Annotated in this window: 25 protein-coding genes; all 25 read left to right on the top strand. The window is 66.5% G+C overall.

Translation table 11 applies throughout. The features are described 5' to 3' along the window. The first annotated feature begins 25 nt into the window (after positions 1-25). The 25 genes from V2S05_RS07515 to rplF all read left to right on the top strand — a co-directional run bounded on the left by V2S05_RS07515 (position 26) and on the right by rplF (position 16,053). Positions 26-184 (top strand): hypothetical protein, encoded by a 159-nt coding sequence (locus tag V2S05_RS07515; RefSeq protein WP_413634581.1) that lies wholly within the window; start codon positions 26-28, stop codon positions 182-184. A gap of 162 nt (positions 185-346) precedes the next feature. Continuing rightward, on the top strand, positions 347-1,648 hold the full coding sequence (locus V2S05_RS07510) for a hypothetical protein (protein ID WP_271639499.1): 1,302 nt from the start codon (positions 347-349) through the stop codon (positions 1,646-1,648). A 15-nt stretch (positions 1,649-1,663) separates the two neighbouring features. Next, positions 1,664-2,155, top strand: coding sequence for a hypothetical protein (locus tag V2S05_RS07505; protein WP_271639500.1), 492 nt, complete (start codon positions 1,664-1,666; stop codon positions 2,153-2,155). Positions 2,156-2,220: 65 nt separating this feature from the next. Beyond that, entirely contained in the window at positions 2,221-2,868 is a 648-nt protein-coding gene (locus V2S05_RS07500) for a spermidine/putrescine ABC transporter substrate-binding protein (RefSeq protein WP_271639501.1), read from the top strand. Between the two features lie 213 nt (positions 2,869-3,081). Next, positions 3,082-3,450: a 30S ribosomal protein S12 gene (rpsL, locus tag V2S05_RS07495; protein WP_018187369.1), complete on the top strand. Its 369-nt coding sequence runs from the start codon at positions 3,082-3,084 to the stop codon at positions 3,448-3,450. Positions 3,451-3,455: 5 nt separating this feature from the next. Further along, on the top strand, positions 3,456-3,926 hold the full coding sequence (gene rpsG, locus V2S05_RS07490) for a 30S ribosomal protein S7 (protein WP_017201608.1): 471 nt from the start codon (positions 3,456-3,458) through the stop codon (positions 3,924-3,926). Between the two features lie 77 nt (positions 3,927-4,003). Beyond that, positions 4,004-6,118, top strand: coding sequence for an elongation factor G (gene fusA / locus V2S05_RS07485; protein WP_271639502.1), 2,115 nt, complete (start codon positions 4,004-4,006; stop codon positions 6,116-6,118). 169 nt (positions 6,119-6,287) lie between these two features. Beyond that, the gene (gene tuf, locus V2S05_RS07480) at positions 6,288-7,481 is read left to right on the top strand and encodes an elongation factor Tu (RefSeq protein ID WP_271639503.1); all 1,194 of its coding nucleotides are present in this window, start codon (positions 6,288-6,290) and stop codon (positions 7,479-7,481) included. Positions 7,482-7,626: 145 nt separating this feature from the next. Next, on the top strand, positions 7,627-7,839 hold the full coding sequence (locus tag V2S05_RS07475) for a hypothetical protein (RefSeq protein ID WP_271639504.1): 213 nt from the start codon (positions 7,627-7,629) through the stop codon (positions 7,837-7,839). A 425-nt stretch (positions 7,840-8,264) separates the two neighbouring features. Beyond that, a complete protein-coding gene (gene rpsJ, locus V2S05_RS07470) occupies positions 8,265-8,573 on the top strand; it encodes a 30S ribosomal protein S10 (RefSeq protein WP_017201594.1) in 309 nt (102 codons plus the stop codon). A gap of 8 nt (positions 8,574-8,581) precedes the next feature. After that, positions 8,582-9,241, top strand: a complete 660-nt coding sequence (rplC, locus tag V2S05_RS07465; RefSeq protein ID WP_099194596.1) for a 50S ribosomal protein L3 — start codon at positions 8,582-8,584, stop codon at positions 9,239-9,241. Positions 9,242-9,245: 4 nt separating this feature from the next. After that, a complete protein-coding gene (gene rplD / locus V2S05_RS07460) occupies positions 9,246-9,911 on the top strand; it encodes a 50S ribosomal protein L4 (RefSeq protein ID WP_271639513.1) in 666 nt (221 codons plus the stop codon). Then, on the top strand, positions 9,908-10,228 hold the full coding sequence (gene rplW / locus V2S05_RS07455) for a 50S ribosomal protein L23 (RefSeq protein WP_099194598.1): 321 nt from the start codon (positions 9,908-9,910) through the stop codon (positions 10,226-10,228). The genes rplD and rplW overlap by 4 nt, the downstream gene beginning before the upstream one ends. A 20-nt stretch (positions 10,229-10,248) precedes the next feature. Beyond that, a complete protein-coding gene (gene rplB, locus V2S05_RS07450) occupies positions 10,249-11,088 on the top strand; it encodes a 50S ribosomal protein L2 (protein WP_271639514.1) in 840 nt (279 codons plus the stop codon). 12 nt (positions 11,089-11,100) lie between these two features. After that, on the top strand, positions 11,101-11,382 hold the full coding sequence (gene rpsS / locus V2S05_RS07445; RefSeq protein WP_071640280.1) for a 30S ribosomal protein S19: 282 nt from the start codon (positions 11,101-11,103) through the stop codon (positions 11,380-11,382). 38 nt (positions 11,383-11,420) lie between these two features. Continuing rightward, positions 11,421-11,822 (top strand): 50S ribosomal protein L22, encoded by a 402-nt coding sequence (gene rplV / locus V2S05_RS07440; RefSeq protein WP_101188487.1) that lies wholly within the window; start codon positions 11,421-11,423, stop codon positions 11,820-11,822. Then, positions 11,822-12,586 carry a 30S ribosomal protein S3 gene (gene rpsC / locus V2S05_RS07435; protein WP_071640276.1) on the top strand — a complete coding sequence of 255 codons (765 nt, stop codon included), beginning with the start codon at positions 11,822-11,824 and terminating at the stop codon, positions 12,584-12,586. Before rplV ends, rpsC begins: the two co-directional genes overlap by 1 nt. Next, entirely contained in the window at positions 12,586-13,005 is a 420-nt protein-coding gene (gene rplP, locus V2S05_RS07430) for a 50S ribosomal protein L16 (RefSeq protein WP_179410064.1), read from the top strand. The genes rpsC and rplP overlap by 1 nt, the downstream gene beginning before the upstream one ends. After that, a complete protein-coding gene (rpmC, locus tag V2S05_RS07425) occupies positions 13,005-13,319 on the top strand; it encodes a 50S ribosomal protein L29 (protein WP_071640272.1) in 315 nt (104 codons plus the stop codon). The genes rplP and rpmC overlap by 1 nt, the downstream gene beginning before the upstream one ends. Beyond that, positions 13,319-13,633, top strand: coding sequence for a 30S ribosomal protein S17 (rpsQ, locus tag V2S05_RS07420; RefSeq protein WP_271639517.1), 315 nt, complete (start codon positions 13,319-13,321; stop codon positions 13,631-13,633). The genes rpmC and rpsQ overlap by 1 nt, the downstream gene beginning before the upstream one ends. Next, complete coding sequence (gene rplN, locus V2S05_RS07415; RefSeq protein WP_099194602.1) at positions 13,630-13,998, top strand: 50S ribosomal protein L14; 369 nt, start codon at positions 13,630-13,632, stop codon at positions 13,996-13,998. The genes rpsQ and rplN overlap by 4 nt, the downstream gene beginning before the upstream one ends. Positions 13,999-14,000: 2 nt before the next feature. Then, positions 14,001-14,360, top strand: a complete 360-nt coding sequence (gene rplX, locus V2S05_RS07410) for a 50S ribosomal protein L24 (protein WP_101188491.1) — start codon at positions 14,001-14,003, stop codon at positions 14,358-14,360. Continuing rightward, positions 14,360-14,950 (top strand): 50S ribosomal protein L5, encoded by a 591-nt coding sequence (rplE, locus tag V2S05_RS07405; protein WP_071640263.1) that lies wholly within the window; start codon positions 14,360-14,362, stop codon positions 14,948-14,950. The genes rplX and rplE overlap by 1 nt, the downstream gene beginning before the upstream one ends. Positions 14,951-15,111: 161 nt before the next feature. Then, complete coding sequence (gene rpsH, locus V2S05_RS07400) at positions 15,112-15,510, top strand: 30S ribosomal protein S8 (protein WP_071640261.1); 399 nt, start codon at positions 15,112-15,114, stop codon at positions 15,508-15,510. Between the two features lie 6 nt (positions 15,511-15,516). Continuing rightward, the gene (rplF, locus tag V2S05_RS07395) at positions 15,517-16,053 is read left to right on the top strand and encodes a 50S ribosomal protein L6 (RefSeq protein ID WP_271639518.1); all 537 of its coding nucleotides are present in this window, start codon (positions 15,517-15,519) and stop codon (positions 16,051-16,053) included. The last annotated feature ends 2 nt before the right edge of the window (positions 16,054-16,055 follow it).

The following is a 16,055-nucleotide window of genomic DNA, read 5'->3' as shown; positions in this document are numbered from 1 at the left end:
CGCTCGAGAGGCATACGGTGAGAGCATGGCCGCACGCGTGGGAGGTCGCAATCTGGCGACCAGCTGGATCGTCGGGCTGCTGTGCGCGGGCGTGGTCGGCGCGCTGCTCTGGATGTCGCTGCCGGCCGGGCCCGGATTGCTCTACATGATCGGTCAGCTGATCGACGGCACCGTGCCGCGATGATCGGCGCTCTGCCCAGCTGACAGCGGCATCCCCGCTGACGGGTCGGCGACCGCCGGGCGCCGCGCTGCGCGAGCCGACATCGCGGACACTTCGGCACGCCTTCGCGGCGCGAAACGTGCGGGGAGTTAGCCTCGGTGTGCATCTACGACGAGAGGCGATCCCATGAGTGACCCCGAGGTTCCGAAGAACGAGCAGCACCGCGACGTCGACGACGTCGTCGGCAGCGCCAACGAGGGACTCGACGCCGCCGCCGCTGCACGCGCGGATGTGCCGAGCAGGGATGCCGCGGCGAAGCCCGTCGATCCCGACATGGAGGCGTTCGCCGCAGCTGAGCGCGACCACCCGGGCACGTTCGGTGCCGCTGAGCCCGCGGATTCCCGTCCCGGCGTCGACCGCCCTTCCGAGGGGCGCCGCTACGACGCCGCCCGCCGTGAGGACGACTCCATCGCCTCTGGTGCTGGTGCTGGTGCTGGTGCCGGTGCTGGTGCCGCGGACCCCGGCCGTGTGGATGCTCCTGCCGTCGACGAGCACCGCATCGATGAGAGCCGTGTCGACGACAACCATGTCGACGCCAGCCGTGACGACAACCGCGGCGACGCCAGCCGTGGCGACGAGCGCGTGGTCGACGGGCACCGCATCGATGAGACCCGTGTCGACGAGCGTCATGCAGACGAGAACCGTGTCGACGAGCGCAGCGCCGCGGCCGCGCAGCACGACGAGCGCGACACCTCCGCATCCGCCTCGCCGACCGGCGCGTACGACGCCGATGCGACCCGCGTGATCGACCAGGACCGCCCGCACCACCACACTGTCGCCGACACCGCGTACGCCGCGCCCTCGGCATCGGCAGCCGAGACGCAGGTCGTCCCCGCCGAGCCCGTCGCGCCGCCCGCAGCGCCGCAGCCGATCTTCGTGCAGGCGCCTGAGCCGCCTCGCGAGCTCGGCAACCGCGGCACGGCAGGCGCCATCGGCCTGGTCGCCACAGTCGCGTTCGCGATCCTCTACCTCGCCGCGATCCTCGGCTTCGGCGCCGTGCGCGGCGACGTGACCGTCGAGAACATCGGCACCGCCGCCCTCGAGCCCCTCTCGACCTGGTCGTTCTGGGTGCCGGTCGTCGTGTTCTTCCTCTCGTTCTGGCTGCTCGGCGCGTTCATCAACCGCGCGCGCTGGGGCAAGTGGGTGATCTTCGGGGTGTTCGTGGCCATCGCGACCTACGGCGGTCACATCCTCGGGCAGCTCTTCCAGGAGCCGTTCTGGCGTGTGACGGCCACAGAGTCGATCGAGCTGGTGAACGAGCAGCTGCTCGCTCCGCTCGCCATCGCATCGTTCATCTTCGCCCGCGAGCTCACGATCTGGTTCGGCGCGTGGGTCGCCCGCAGCGGTGCCAGGAAGAAGGCGCTCAACGCCGAGGCGCAGGCCGAGTACGAGCGCACTCTCGAAGCCGGTCCCGCCGCACTGCGATGAGCGTAGTCTGACGGCATGACCATCAGAGACCCCCACGGTCCCGCGCCGGAGGGGGTCTCTGCGTCTCTCGCCGGTGTGGTCGGCGTGGTCTGCTTCGGCGCGTTCGCCATCCTCGGCCTCGGGATGCTGTCGTTCTTCGCCGACGTCGACATCATCTCCGTCGAGGGGCTGACCCTCTGGCCGGGAGTGACGGGGGTGGCCGTCGCGATCGCGGTGTTCGCGCTTCTGCTCGCGCCCGTGCTGCGCAGGCGGCTTCCCCCGTACGGCGCGACCGTGCTCGTGGCGGTGGCCACGGCGCTCGCGCATCTCGCCGCAGTGTGGCTCGCGAGCCTGATCGGAGGCGCCGGCCTCGCGCACGCGTCGGCGGCCGCCTCGCAGATCGTCGTCAGAGGATCCAGCGTCGTCATCATCGTCGTCGCCCTCATCGCGGGGTGGATCGCGGTGGCGCTGCGCCGTTCGCGGTCCGGCACACCGCGATGGCCATGGGAGCGCGACGACGCGGAGTGACGACGGACGCGCCGCCTCCCGCGGGAAAGCGCCCCTGCACGGCATCCCGGCCCTACTCTGTATTCGTGGAGAGGTCGCTGGAATCCCTCGTCGACCAGGCCGTCGAGGCCTGGTTGCGCTGGGTGCCGCGATGGGCGCCGGCCACGCACCGCGGTCGGGTGGCGCCGTGCCGTCGCTGCCTCGGCTCACCCGTGCTCTCTGCCGTCGGTATCGGCGGCAACGTTCCGCACGGGGTGCAGCACGGGCTCTCGACGCGGATCAAGTCGATCGTCGATCAGGCCGTCGCCGAGTACACCGCGCGCAACCTGCCGCTGCTGCAGTCCGAGCTCGACCACCAGGCGGCCCGCAACAGGTCGCGGGCATACCGGCCGGGCGAGGGCCTCGATCCCGAGTACGAGGGGATGCCGCTCGACCCCGACCCCGTACCTGGCGCTCCGTTCCTCTTCACCGTAGCGGGCATGGCCGACGAGGCGGCTGCTCAACTGCCGCCTCTGCCGCCGCTCTCCGAAGACGCCAAGGCGGCCCTGCGCCAGGAGGTCGCGCTCGCCGACGAGTACGCGAACATGATCGGGCGCGAGATCTGCGGGCTGCTGCTGCGGCACCGCCTGCACGTGCAGGCCGCGATCTCGCAGTACGTCGAGCCGCAGATAGAGGCGATGCTGGCCGAGCTGAGCGAAGCGCTCGACTCGCCGTTCGACCCGGATACGCCGTAGCACGGCATCCGGACCTCATTTGACCGCCATGGCACGTGGCGCTTACACTTGATCGGGTGTGTGCACGACTGTGCGCGCACGCAGGGCGCCGGCACCGTCGGTTCGCCCCCACGGCATACCCATCACACCAAAAGCCCGACTCCTCTGTCGAGCCGGTGGGTCATGATGTGAAACCCATCACGCTGTCACCGTGCAGCACTATGAGGAGAGAACGTGCCAACTATTCAGCAGTTGGTTCGCAAGGGACGCTCGCCCAAGGTCACCAAGACCAAGGCGCCCGCCCTGAAGGCGAACCCGCAGCAGGCCGGCGTGTGCACCCGCGTGTACACCACCACCCCGAAGAAGCCGAACTCGGCGATGCGCAAGGTCGCTCGTGTGAAGCTGCGCAACGGCACCGAGGTGACCGCCTACATCCCCGGTGAGGGCCACAACCTGCAGGAGCACTCGCTGGTGCTCGTCCGCGGTGGTCGTGTGAAGGACCTCCCCGGTGTCCGCTACAAGATCGTCCGTGGTGCGCTCGACACCCAGGCAGTGAAGAACCGTAAGCAGGCTCGTTCCCGCTACGGCGCGAAGAAGGGCTGAGTCAGATGCCTCGTAAGGGACCCGCACCCAAGCGCCCCGTCGTCAACGACCCGGTCTACGGCGCCCCGATCGTCACCTCGCTGGTGAACAAGATCCTCGTCGACGGCAAGAAGTCGCTCGCCGAGTCGATCGTCTACGGCGCCCTCCGCGGCGTCGAGGCGAAGAACGGCCAGGACGCCGTCGCCACCCTCAAGAAGGCGCTCGACAACGTGCGCCCCACCCTCGAGGTCCGCAGCCGCCGTGTCGGTGGCTCGACCTACCAGGTTCCCGTCGAGGTCAAGCCGCACCGCGCGAACACCCTCGCGCTGCGCTGGCTGGTCAGCTACGCGAAGGGCCGTCGTGAGAAGACGATGACCGAGCGTCTGCAGAACGAGATCCTCGACGCGTCGAACGGTCTGGGTGCCGCGGTCAAGCGCCGCGAGGACACCCACAAGATGGCCGAGTCGAACCGCGCCTTCGCCCACTACCGCTGGTAATGGGCTGAGCGGATGCCGCCACCGCGGCATCCGCTCCCACTCTCTGTTCGTTCCTGAACCATCCCGGAGGAACCCCCGTGGCACAAGAAGTGCTCACCGACCTGAGCAAGGTCCGCAACATCGGCATCATGGCGCACATCGATGCCGGCAAGACCACCACGACCGAGCGCATCCTGTTCTACACGGGTGTCAACCACAAGCTCGGCGAGACCCACGACGGCGCGTCGACGACGGACTGGATGGAGCAGGAGAAGGAGCGCGGCATCACGATCACGTCGGCCGCCGTGACCTGCTTCTGGAACAAGAACCAGATCAACATCATCGACACCCCCGGTCACGTGGACTTCACCGTCGAGGTCGAGCGCTCGCTTCGCGTGCTCGACGGCGCGGTCGCCGTCTTCGACGGCAAGGAGGGCGTCGAGCCCCAGTCCGAGACGGTCTGGCGTCAGGCCGACAAGTACGACGTCCCCCGCATCTGCTTCGTCAACAAGATGGACAAGCTGGGCGCCGACTTCTACTACACCGTCGACACCATCGTGAACCGCCTGGGCGCCAAGCCGCTCGTGCTGCAGCTCCCGATCGGTTCCGAGAGCGACTTCATCGGCGTCGTCGACCTCATCGAGATGCGCGCGCTGGTGTGGCCCGGTGACTCCAAGGGTGACGTGACCATGGGCGCCTCGTACGAGGTGCAGGAGATCCCCGCCGACCTTCAGGAGAAGGCCGAGGAGTACCGTCAGCAGCTGCTCGAGACCGTCGCCGAGTCCGACGACGCGCTGCTCGAGAAGTTCTTCGGCGGCGAAGAGCTCACGATCGCCGAGATCAAGGGCGCCATCCGCAAGATGGTCGTCGCGAACGAGATCTACCCGGTGCTCTGCGGCTCGGCGTTCAAGAACCGCGGTGTGCAGCCGATGCTCGACGCCGTCATCGACTACCTCCCCAACCCCCTCGACGTCGGCGCCATCGAGGCGCACGACCCGAAGGACGAGGAGAAGGTCATCGAGCGTCACCCCGACGCGAACGACCCGTTCTCGGCCCTGGCCTTCAAGGTCGCGGTGCACCCGTTCTTCGGTCGTCTGACCTACGTGCGCGTGTACTCGGGTCACCTCGACTCGGGATCCGCCGTGGTCAACTCGACCAAGGGCAAGAAGGAGCGCATCGGAAAGATCTTCCAGATGCACGCCAACAAGGAGAACCCGGTCGACTCGCTCACCGCGGGCAACATCTACGCCGTCATCGGCCTGAAGGACACCACCACCGGTGACACCCTCGCCGACCCGGCCGCTCCGGTCGTGCTCGAGTCGATGACGTTCCCGGAGCCGGTGATCGAGGTCGCCATCGAGCCGAAGACGAAGGCCGACCAGGAGAAGCTGGGTCTCGCGATCCAGAAGCTCGCTGAAGAGGACCCGACCTTCCGCACCGAGCTCAACCCCGAGACCGGTCAGACGACCATCAAGGGCATGGGCGAGCTGCACCTCGACATCCTCGTCGACCGCATGAAGCGCGAGTTCAAGGTCGAGGCGAACGTCGGCAAGCCGCAGGTGGCGTACCGCGAGACGCTGCGCAAGGCCGTCGAGAAGCACGACTACACGCACAAGAAGCAGACCGGTGGTTCGGGTCAGTTCGCGAAGATCCAGTTCAACCTCGAGCCGCTCGAGGTCGAGGGCGACAAGACGTACGAGTTCGTCAACGCCGTCACCGGCGGACGCATCCCGCGCGAGTACATCCCCTCGGTCGACGCGGGCTTCCAGGACGCGATGAACGTCGGTGTGCTGGCCGGCTACCCGATGGTGGGCGTCAAGGCGACCCTCGTCGACGGCGCCTCGCACGACGTCGACTCCTCGGAGATGGCGTTCAAGATCGCGGGCTCCATGGGATTCAAGGAGGCCGCTCGGCGCGCCAACCCCGTGCTGCTCGAGCCGCTGATGGCCGTCGAGGTCCGTACTCCTGAGGAGTACATGGGCGACGTCATCGGCGACCTGAACTCGCGTCGCGGGCAGATCCAGTCGATGGAGGATGCGCAGGGCGTCAAGGTGGTGCGTGCTTCGGTGCCGCTGTCCGAGATGTTCGGCTACATCGGCGACCTGCGCTCGAAGACCTCTGGCCGCGCTGTGTACTCGATGGAGTTCGACAGCTACTCTGAGGTTCCGCGCGCCGTCGCCGACGAGATCGTCCAGAAGGCCAAGGGCGAGTAAGCCCTTCCCCGGTTCCCCTGGGTCACTGAGCCTGTCGAAGGGCCCAGGGGCGCCGGCACCCCACAACTTCACATTCACTCTCTACTAAACTGAGAAACCGAAATCCGTAGGGAGCCGGTCACAATCCAGTGCCCGGCCATCTCTACACGAACGTCCTGAGGAGGACCCAGTGGCCAAGGCCAAGTTCGAGCGGACCAAGCCGCACGTCAACATCGGAACGATCGGTCACGTCGACCACGGCAAGACCACGCTGTCTGCCGCGATCTCGAAGGTGCTCGCCGACAAGTACCCGTCGGACACCAACGTCCAGCGTGACTTCGCCTCGATCGACTCGGCTCCCGAGGAGCGTCAGCGCGGTATCACCATCAACATCTCGCACATCGAGTACGAGACCCCGAAGCGCCACTACGCGCACGTCGACGCCCCCGGCCACGCCGACTACGTCAAGAACATGATCACCGGTGCTGCTCAGATGGACGGCGCGATCCTCGTGGTCGCCGCCACCGACGGCCCGATGGCTCAGACCCGCGAGCACGTGCTGCTCGCCAAGCAGGTCGGCGTGCCGTACCTGATGGTCGCACTGAACAAGTCCGACATGGTCGATGACGAGGAGATCCTGGAGCTCGTCGAGCTCGAGGTTCGCGAGCTGCTCTCTTCGCAGGGCTTCCCCGGCGACGACGCTCCGGTCATCAAGGTCTCGGCTCTCGGCGCGCTCAACGGCGAAGAGAAGTGGGTCGACTCGATCCTCGAGCTCATGCAGGCCGCTGACGACGCCATCCCGGACCCCGAGCGTGACCGCGACAAGCCGTTCCTCATGCCGATCGAGGACGTCTTCACGATCACCGGTCGTGGAACGGTCGTCACGGGCCGCGCCGAGCGTGGCACCCTGGCGATCAACTCCGAGGTCGAGATCGTCGGCATCCGCCCGACGCAGAAGACCACGGTCACCGGTATCGAGATGTTCCACAAGCAGCTCGACGAGGCATGGGCCGGCGAGAACTGTGGTCTGCTGCTCCGCGGCACCAAGCGCGAGGACGTCGAGCGCGGCCAGGTCGTCGTGAAGCCGGGCTCGATCACCCCGCACACGGAGTTCGAGGGCACCGCGTACATCCTGTCCAAGGACGAGGGTGGCCGCCACAACCCCTTCTACACGAACTACCGTCCGCAGTTCTACTTCCGCACCACCGACGTGACCGGCGTCATCACGCTGCCCGAGGGCACCGAGATGGTCATGCCCGGTGACACCACCGACATGAAGGTGGACCTCATCCAGCCCATCGCCATGGAAGAGGGCCTCGGCTTCGCGATCCGTGAGGGTGGCCGCACCGTCGGCGCCGGCACGGTGACCAAGGTCGTCGCGTAAGCATCTGCTTCTCGAAAGAGGGGTCGGGCCTTCGGGTCCGGCCTCTCTTTCTGTGTGCCGCGACTGTCGACACGACGCGCTCGATCGCGTAGAACAGTGACTGGGTGCAGGATGCTGCGCCGACACCGCACAGGGGAGGAGAACCATGGGCATCGATGACCTGGTGAACAAGGGCAAGGACGCGTTCGAGCAGAACAAGGACAGGATCGCCGAGGCGGTCCGCAGCGAGCAGGCGGAGGACATCAGCGACCGGGTGCTCGACGAGATCGCCGACTTCGCGAAGAAGGTCGCTCCCGGCGCGGCGGAACAGATCGACGACATCCGGGACAAGGCCGACGGAGCCGTCGGCGATCAGTGATCCTCACGGGTCGTCCCGTGTCGGAGAGGGGTGCTGCGCTCACAGCGCAGCACCCCTTCTCGAGTCCGGATGTGGCGTTCGGAAGCCGCGGAATCGCGCGCGACACGCCCGGGTTTGCAGTACGGGAATCGGCCGTGGCAGAATAGACAGGTTCCACATTTCTGCGCTCTTAGTGATGCGCGGAATCACTGCCACGACAGTGCATAGACGGCGGCCCCTGATCAGGGTGCAGCAGGGTTCTAGGCCGCGGGCAGCAGAACACGATCCCACTCGAAGACGCGAGCATCAGATGCTGGCGTCTTCATGGTGAAAAGAGAACAGCGGTGCGCAAGTGCCGAAGGCGCGAACAGCGCCATCGAGCGTCCAATGCCCCAGGGTCACCCGGCCCCGGTCGGTACGACGCCTATAGAGAGAGAGAGCAGACAATGGCGGGACAGAAGATCCGCATTCGCCTGAAGTCGTATGACCACGAGGTCATCGACACGTCGGCACGAAAGATCGTCGACACCGTGACCCGTGCGGGCGCGACCGTCGTCGGCCCCGTGCCGCTTCCGACCGAGAAGAACGTCGTGTGCGTCATCCGGTCGCCCCACAAGTACAAGGACAGCCGCGAGCACTTCGAGATGCGCACCCACAAGCGTCTGATCGACATCGTCGACCCGACGCCGAAGGCCGTCGACTCGCTGATGCGTCTCGACCTGCCCGCCGATGTCAACATCGAGATCAAGCTCTGAGGTCCGCCATGGTTGACATCAACGCAAAGATTTCCAAGGGCATGCTCGGCACGAAGCTCGGCATGACCCAGGTCTGGAACGAGAACGGGAAGCTCATCCCCGTGACCGTCATCGAGCTGGCTCCGAACGTGGTCACCCAGGTTCGCACTCCCGAGAAGGACGGCTACAACGCCGTTCAGATCGCCTACGGCCAGATCGACCCCCGCAAGGTCAACAAGCCGCTGACCGCCCACTTCGAGGCTGCCGGCGTGACCCCGCGTCGCCACGTCACCGAGATCCGCACCGCGGACGCCGCTGACTACTCGCTCGGCCAGGAGCTCACGCTCGACGGCGTGTTCGAGGCAGGCCAGCTGGTCGACGTCGTCGGCACCAGCAAGGGCAAGGGCACCGCCGGTGTCATGAAGCGTCACAACTTCGCCGGTGTCTCGGCCTCCCACGGTGCGCACCGCAACCACCGCAAGCCCGGCTCGATCGGCGCCTCGTCGACCCCCAGCCGCGTGTTCAAGGGCATGCGCATGGCCGGCCGCATGGGTGGCGAGCGCGTGACCGTCCTCAACCTCACGGTGCACGCCATCGACGCCGAGAAGGGACTCATGCTCGTCAAGGGCGCCGTCCCCGGCGCACGTGGTCGTATCGTGTACGTCCGCAACGCAGTGAAGGGTGCCTGATCCCATGGCTGACTCCACTCTGGCAATCGACGTCCTGTCGGTCGACGGCAAGAAGGCAGGCTCGGTCGAGCTGCCCGCCTCGATCTTCGACGTCGAGACCAATGTCCCGCTGATCCACCAGGTCGTCGTCGCGCAGCTCGCAGCCGCGCGTCAGGGCACCCACGCCACGAAGACTCGTGGCGACGTGTCCGGCTCGGGCAGCAAGCCCTTCAAGCAGAAGGGCACGGGTAACGCCCGTCAGGGCTCGATCCGCATGCCGCAGCACCGCGGTGGTGGCACGGTCCACGGCCCGCAGCCGCGCGACTACTCGCAGCGCACCCCCAAGAAGATGATCGCCGCCGCCCTCCGTGGCGCGCTGAGCGACCGTCTGCGCGGCGAGCGTCTGCACGCCGTCGAGGGCTTCGTCGCCGACAGCACCCCCTCGACCAAGGCTGCGGCCGGCCTGCTGGCATCCGTCGCCCCGTCGAAGAACGTGCTGGTCGTCATCGAGCGCTCCGACGAGCTGACCACGAAGAGCGTCCGCAACCTTGCGAACGTCCACCTGATCAGCTTCGACCAGCTGAACGCCTACGACGTCGTCGTCTCCGACGACATCGTCTTCACCAAGGCCGCACTCGAGGGCTTCATCGCCTCGAAGACGGGTGCGACCGCAGAGGAGGTCTCGGCATGACCGAGCAGAACGTTCTCGCCACGGCCCTGAACAAGGACCCGCGCGACATCATCCTCGGACCGGTCGTGTCCGAGAAGAGCTACGGCCTGATCGATGAGGGCAAGTACACCTTCCTCGTCGACCCGCGCGCCTCCAAGACCGAGATCAAGCTCGCCATCGAGAAGATCTTCGGCGTGAAGGTGGCCTCGGTCAACACGATCAACCGCGTCGGCAAGGCCCGCCGCACCCGCTTCGGCACCGGTAAGCGCAAGGACACCAAGCGCGCCATCGTGTCTCTCAAGTCGGGTTCCATCGACATCTTCACGGCAGTCGGCTGACCGGGGGATAAGGACAGATAATGGCTATTCGCAAGTACAAGCCCACGACCCCGGGTCGCCGCGGTTCGTCGGTGGCCGACTTCGCCGAGATCACCCGATCGACGCCTGAGAAGTCGCTGCTGCGCCCGCTCTCGAAGACCGGTGGTCGCAACAACCAGGGCCGCATCACGACCCGTCACATCGGTGGGGGCCACAAGCGCCAGTACCGCGTCATCGACTTCCGTCGCAATGACAAGGACGGCGTCAACGCCAAGGTCGCTCACATCGAGTACGACCCCAACCGCACCGCGCGCATCGCGCTGCTGCACTACTTCGACGGCGAGAAGCGCTACATCCTCGCCCCGAACAAGCTGAAGCAGGGCGACGTCGTCGAGTCGGGTGCCGGCGCTGACATCAAGCCGGGCAACAACCTGCCGCTGAAGAACATCCCCACCGGTACCGTGATCCACGCGATCGAGCTGCGTCCCGGCGGCGGAGCGAAGATGGCCCGTTCGGCCGGCGCCTCGGTGCGTCTGGTCGCGAAGGACGGCCCCTACGCACAGCTGCGTCTGCCCTCGGGCGAGATCCGCAACGTCGATGCGCGCTGCCGCGCGACCATCGGCGAGGTCGGCAACGCCGAGCAGTCGAACATCAACTGGGGCAAGGCCGGCCGCAAGCGCTGGAAGGGCGTCCGCCCGACCGTCCGCGGTGTCGCCATGAACCCGGTCGACCACCCGCACGGTGGTGGTGAGGGCAAGACGTCCGGTGGTCGTCACCCCGTCTCCCCGTGGGGTCAGGCTGAGGGTCGTACCCGTCACGCCAACAAGGAAAGTGACAAGTACATCGTCCGCCGCCGCAACGCCGGCAAGAAGCGCAAGTAGGAGTAGAGGAAGATGCCACGCAGTCTCAAGAAGGGCCCCTTCGTCGACGAGCACCTGCTTCGCAAGGTGGTCGGACAGAACGAGTCCGGTACGAAGAACGTCATCAAGACCTGGTCGCGTCGCTCGATGATCATCCCGGCAATGCTGGGACACACCATCGCCGTGCACGACGGTCGCAAGCACATCCCCGTGTTCGTGACCGAGACCATGGTCGGCCACAAGCTGGGCGAGTTCGCGCCCACCCGCACCTTCCGCGGCCACGAGAAGGACGACAAGAAGGGCCGTCGCCGCTGACGCGGTGACGCTCTGGACAGAAACAGAGGAGGAGAACAATGGTGGAATCCATCGCACGCGTCAAGCACATCCGCGTGACCCCTCAGAAGGCTCGTCGTGTCGTCGCGCTCATCAAGGGCAAGCAGGCGCAGGAAGCACTGGCCATTCTGAAGTTCGCACCGCAGGGTGCCAGCGAGCCGATCTACAAGCTCGTGCACTCCGCGATCGCCAACGCGTCGGTCAAGGCCGACCGTGACGGCGAGTTCCTGGACGAGCAGGACCTGTACGTGAAGAACGCGTACGTCGACGAGGGTACGACGCTCAAGCGTTTCCGCCCCCGTGCTCAGGGTCGTGCATCGCAGATCAAGAAGCGCACGAGCCACATCACGGTCGTGCTGGCCACCCCGGAGGTCGCTGACGCGGCCGCACCGGCGGCCAAGACGAAGAAGGCGAGCAAGTAATGGGCCAGAAGGTCAACCCGTACGGCTTCCGCCTCGGCATCACCACGGACCACGTGTCGCGTTGGTTCTCGGACTCGACCAAGCCGGGCCAGCGTTACGCCGACTACGTTGCCGAGGACATCAAGATCCGTCGTCTGCTGCAGACGCAGCTCGACCGCGCCGGCGTCTCGAACATCGAGATCGAGCGCACCCGCGACCGCGTGCGTGTGGACATCCACACCGCACGTCCGGGCATCGTCATCGGCCGCCGCGGCGCCGAGGCCGAGCGCATCCGCGGCGACCTCGAGAAGCTCACCGGCAAGCAGATCCAGCTGAACATCCTCGAGGTCAAGAACCCCGAGGCCGACGCTCAGCTCGTCGCGCAGGGCATCGCCGAGCAGCTCTCCGCTCGCGTGGCGTTCCGTCGCGCGATGCGCAAGGGTCTGCAGGGCGCGCAGCGCGCCGGCGCCAAGGGCATCCGCATCCAGGTCTCCGGCCGCCTCGGCGGCGCGGAGATGAGCCGGTCGGAGTTCTACCGCGAGGGTCGTGTGCCGCTGCACACGCTGCGCGCGAACATCGACTACGGCTTCTACGAGGCGAAGACCACCTTCGGCCGCATCGGCGTGAAGGTCTGGATCTACAAGGGCGACCTCACCAACAAGGAGCTTGCTCGCGAGCAGGCCAACCAGAAGCCTTCGCGCGAGCGTGGCGACCGTCGTGGCCCCCGTGGCGACCGCGGTGACCGTCGCAACGAGGCTCCCGTCGCAGAAGGAGCGTCTGCCTGATGCTTATCCCTCGCAAGGTCAAGTACCGCAAGCAGCATCACCCGAAGCGTTCGGGGCAGGCCACCGGTGGCACCAAGGTGTCGTTCGGTGAGTTCGGCATCCAGGCGCTGACCCCCGCCTACGTGACCAACCGTCAGATCGAGTCCGCTCGTATCGCGATGACCCGTCACATCAAGCGTGGTGGAAAGGTGTGGATCAACATCTACCCCGACCGCCCGCTCACCAAGAAGCCCGCTGAGACCCGCATGGGTTCGGGTAAGGGCTCGCCCGAGTGGTGGGTCGCCAACGTCAAGCCGGGCCGCGTCCTCTTCGAGGTCGCGGGCGTGAACGAGGAACTCGCTCGCGAGGCACTCACCCGGGCCATTCACAAGCTGCCGCTCAAGGCACGCATCATCAAGCGCGAGGAGGGCGACGCGTAATGGCGATCGGCACCAAGGAGCTCGCACCGAGCGAGCTCGACACGTTCGAAGACCAGCGCCTCGTCGAGGAGCTGCGCAAGGCCAAGGAGGAGCTGTTCAACCTCCGTTTCCAGTCGGCCACCGGTCAGCTGGAGAGCCACGGCCGCATCCGCGCCGTCAAGCGCGACATCGCGCGCCTTTACACCGTGATCCGCGAGCGCGAGCTGGGCATCCGTGCGACGCCCGCTCCGGTCGAGGCTCCGGCCAAGAAGGCGTCCAAGGCGAAGGCGAAGAAGGCCGATGAGGCTGAGGCGCCGAAGGAGGAGGCCGAGTAATGGCTGAGAAGAAGGCTGCTGACGCCGTCGAGCACGGCGAGCACGACGTCCGCGAGGCGGGCGCCCGCGGCTACCGCAAGTCGCGCCGCGGCTACGTCGTCAGCGACAAGATGGACAAGACCATCGTCGTCGAGGTCGAGGACCGCGTGAAGCACCCGCTGTACGGCAAGGTCATCCGCGTCACCTCGAAGGTCAAGGCGCACGACGAGAACAACACCGCCGGCATCGGCGACCTCGTTCTCATCAACGAGACCCGCCCGCTGAGCGCCACCAAGCGCTGGCGTCTGGTGGAGATCCTGGAGAAGGCAAAGTGATCCAGACCGAGTCCCGCGTCAAGGTCGCCGACAACACCGGCGCCAAGGAGCTGCTCACGATCCGCGTTCTCGGTGGTTCCAGCCGCCGTTACGCCGGTCTGGGCGACACCATCGTCGCGACCGTCAAGGACGCGATCCCCGGCGGCAACGTCAAGAAGGGCGATGTGGTCAAGGCCGTCATCGTCCGCACCGTCAAGTCGACGCGTCGTGCCGACGGTTCGTACATCAAGTTCGACGAGAACGCCGCCGTGATCCTGAAGAACGACGGGGAGCCCCGCGGCACCCGCATCTTCGGACCGGTCGGTCGTGAGCTTCGCGACAAGAAGTTCATGAAGATCGTCTCGCTCGCCCCGGAGGTCATCTGATCATGGCGAAAATCAAGAAGGGTGACCTGGTTCAGGTCATCAGCGGCCGCAAGCAGGACAAGGGCGGCGACCGCGGCAAGCAGGGCAAGGTCCTCGAGGTCCTCGTCGAGCAGAACCGCGTCGTCGTGGAGGGTGTCAACTTCGTCACCCGCCACACCCGTGTCGGCCAGACCCAGCGCGGCACCAAGACCGGTGGCATCGAGACCGTCGAGGCCCCGATCCACATCTCCAACGTCGCTCTCGTCGACCCCTCGACCAAGAAGCCGACCCGCGTCGGCCACCGCGTCGAGGAGCAGGTCAAGGACGGCGTGAAGCGCACGGTCCGCGTGCGCTACGCGAAGAAGTCAGGTAAGGACCTCTGATGGCAACGGCAACTGCTGCTGAGACTGGCAAGACCCAGCCTCGCCTGAAGCAGAAGTACAACACCGAGATCAAGAAGGCTCTGCAGGAGCAGTTCGGCTACGCGAACGTCATGCAGATCCCCGGCCTGGTCAAGGTCGTCGTCAACACCGGTGTCGGTGAGGCGGCTCGTGACTCCAAGGTGATCGAGGGCGCGATCGACGACCTCACCAAGATCACCGGTCAGAAGCCGATCGTCACCAAGGCCCGTAAGTCCATCGCGCAGTTCAAGCTGCGCGAGGGCCAGGCCATCGGTGCGCACGTCACCCTCCGTGGCGACCGTGCGTGGGAGTTCGTCGACCGCCTCGTCAACCTGGCGCTGCCGCGCATCCGCGACTTCCGCGGTCTGTCGGCCGACCAGTTCGACGGCAACGGCAACTACACCTTCGGTCTTCAGGAGCAGAGCGTGTTCCACGAGATCGACCAGGACAAGATCGACCGCGTCCGCGGCTTCGACATCACCGTGGTCACGACGGCCAAGACGGACGACGAGGGTCGCGCACTCCTGCGCGCGCTCGGCTTCCCGTTCAAGGCCGCCGACGCCCCGGCGTAAGCGAAGAGCGCCGCACATCGGGATCGGGGAGGGATGCCGCACAGCATCCCTCCCCGCATCCCGTACAATTGAAGATTGTGCGTCCGCTCGGGCGCGACTCTCATCGAAGGCCGTCTGTCGTGTAACGGCAGCCGGAACCTCATGATCGAAGGAAACCAGATATGACGATGACAGACCCGGTCGCAGACATGCTGACCCGTCTGCGCAACGCGAACTCGGCGCACCACGACTCCGTGACCATGCCGTCGAGCAAGCTCAAGACGAACATCGCCGAGATCCTCCAGCAGGAGGGCTACATCGCCGGCTTCGAGGTCACCGACGCCCGCGTCGGCAGCAACCTCACCCTCTCGCTCAAGTACGGTCCCAACCGTGAGCGCTCCATCGCCGGCATCAAGCGCGTGTCGAAGCCCGGTCTGCGCGTGTACGCGAAGTCGACCGAGCTGCCCAAGGTCCTCGGTGGCCTCGGCGTTGCCATCCTGTCCACCTCCTCCGGTCTCCTCACCGACCGTCAGGCTGAGCAGAAGGGCGTGGGCGGAGAAGTTCTCGCCTACGTGTGGTGATCTGACATGTCGCGAATCGGACGACTCCCCATCGACATCCCCTCCGGCGTCACCGTCTCGGTCGACGGCCGCGAGGTCGCAGTCAAGGGCCCCAAGGGCGAGCTGTCGCTCACCCTGGCCAGCCCCATCGAGGTCACGGTCGAGGAGAACCAGGTTCTCGTCACCCGCCCGGACGACGAGCGCGAGTCGCGCTCGCTGCACGGCCTGACCCGAACCCTCATCAACAACAACATCATCGGCGTCACCCAGGGCTACACCAAGGGCCTCGAGGTCGTCGGCACCGGTTACCGCGTGCAGCAGAAGGGCAACTCGATCGAGTTCGCGCTCGGCTTCTCGCACCCGGTCCTGGTCGACCCGCCCGCAGGCATCACCCTGACGGTCGAGGGCACCAACAAGGTGACCGTGAGTGGCATCGACAAGCAGGCTGTCGGCGAGGCCGCTGCCAACATCCGCAAGATCCGCAAGCCCGAGCCGTACAAGGGCAAGGGTGTGCGCTACGCCGGCGAGGTCGTGCGTCGCAAGGCCGGAAAGGCTGGTAAGTAACC

Origin of the sequence: Microbacterium sp. OR16 (genome assembly GCF_047306725.1) — a bacterium.
GTDB lineage: Bacteria > Actinomycetota > Actinomycetes > Actinomycetales > Microbacteriaceae > Microbacterium.
Note: the sequence above shows the minus strand (reverse complement) of the source record. Positions and strands in the feature narration are given on the sequence as shown.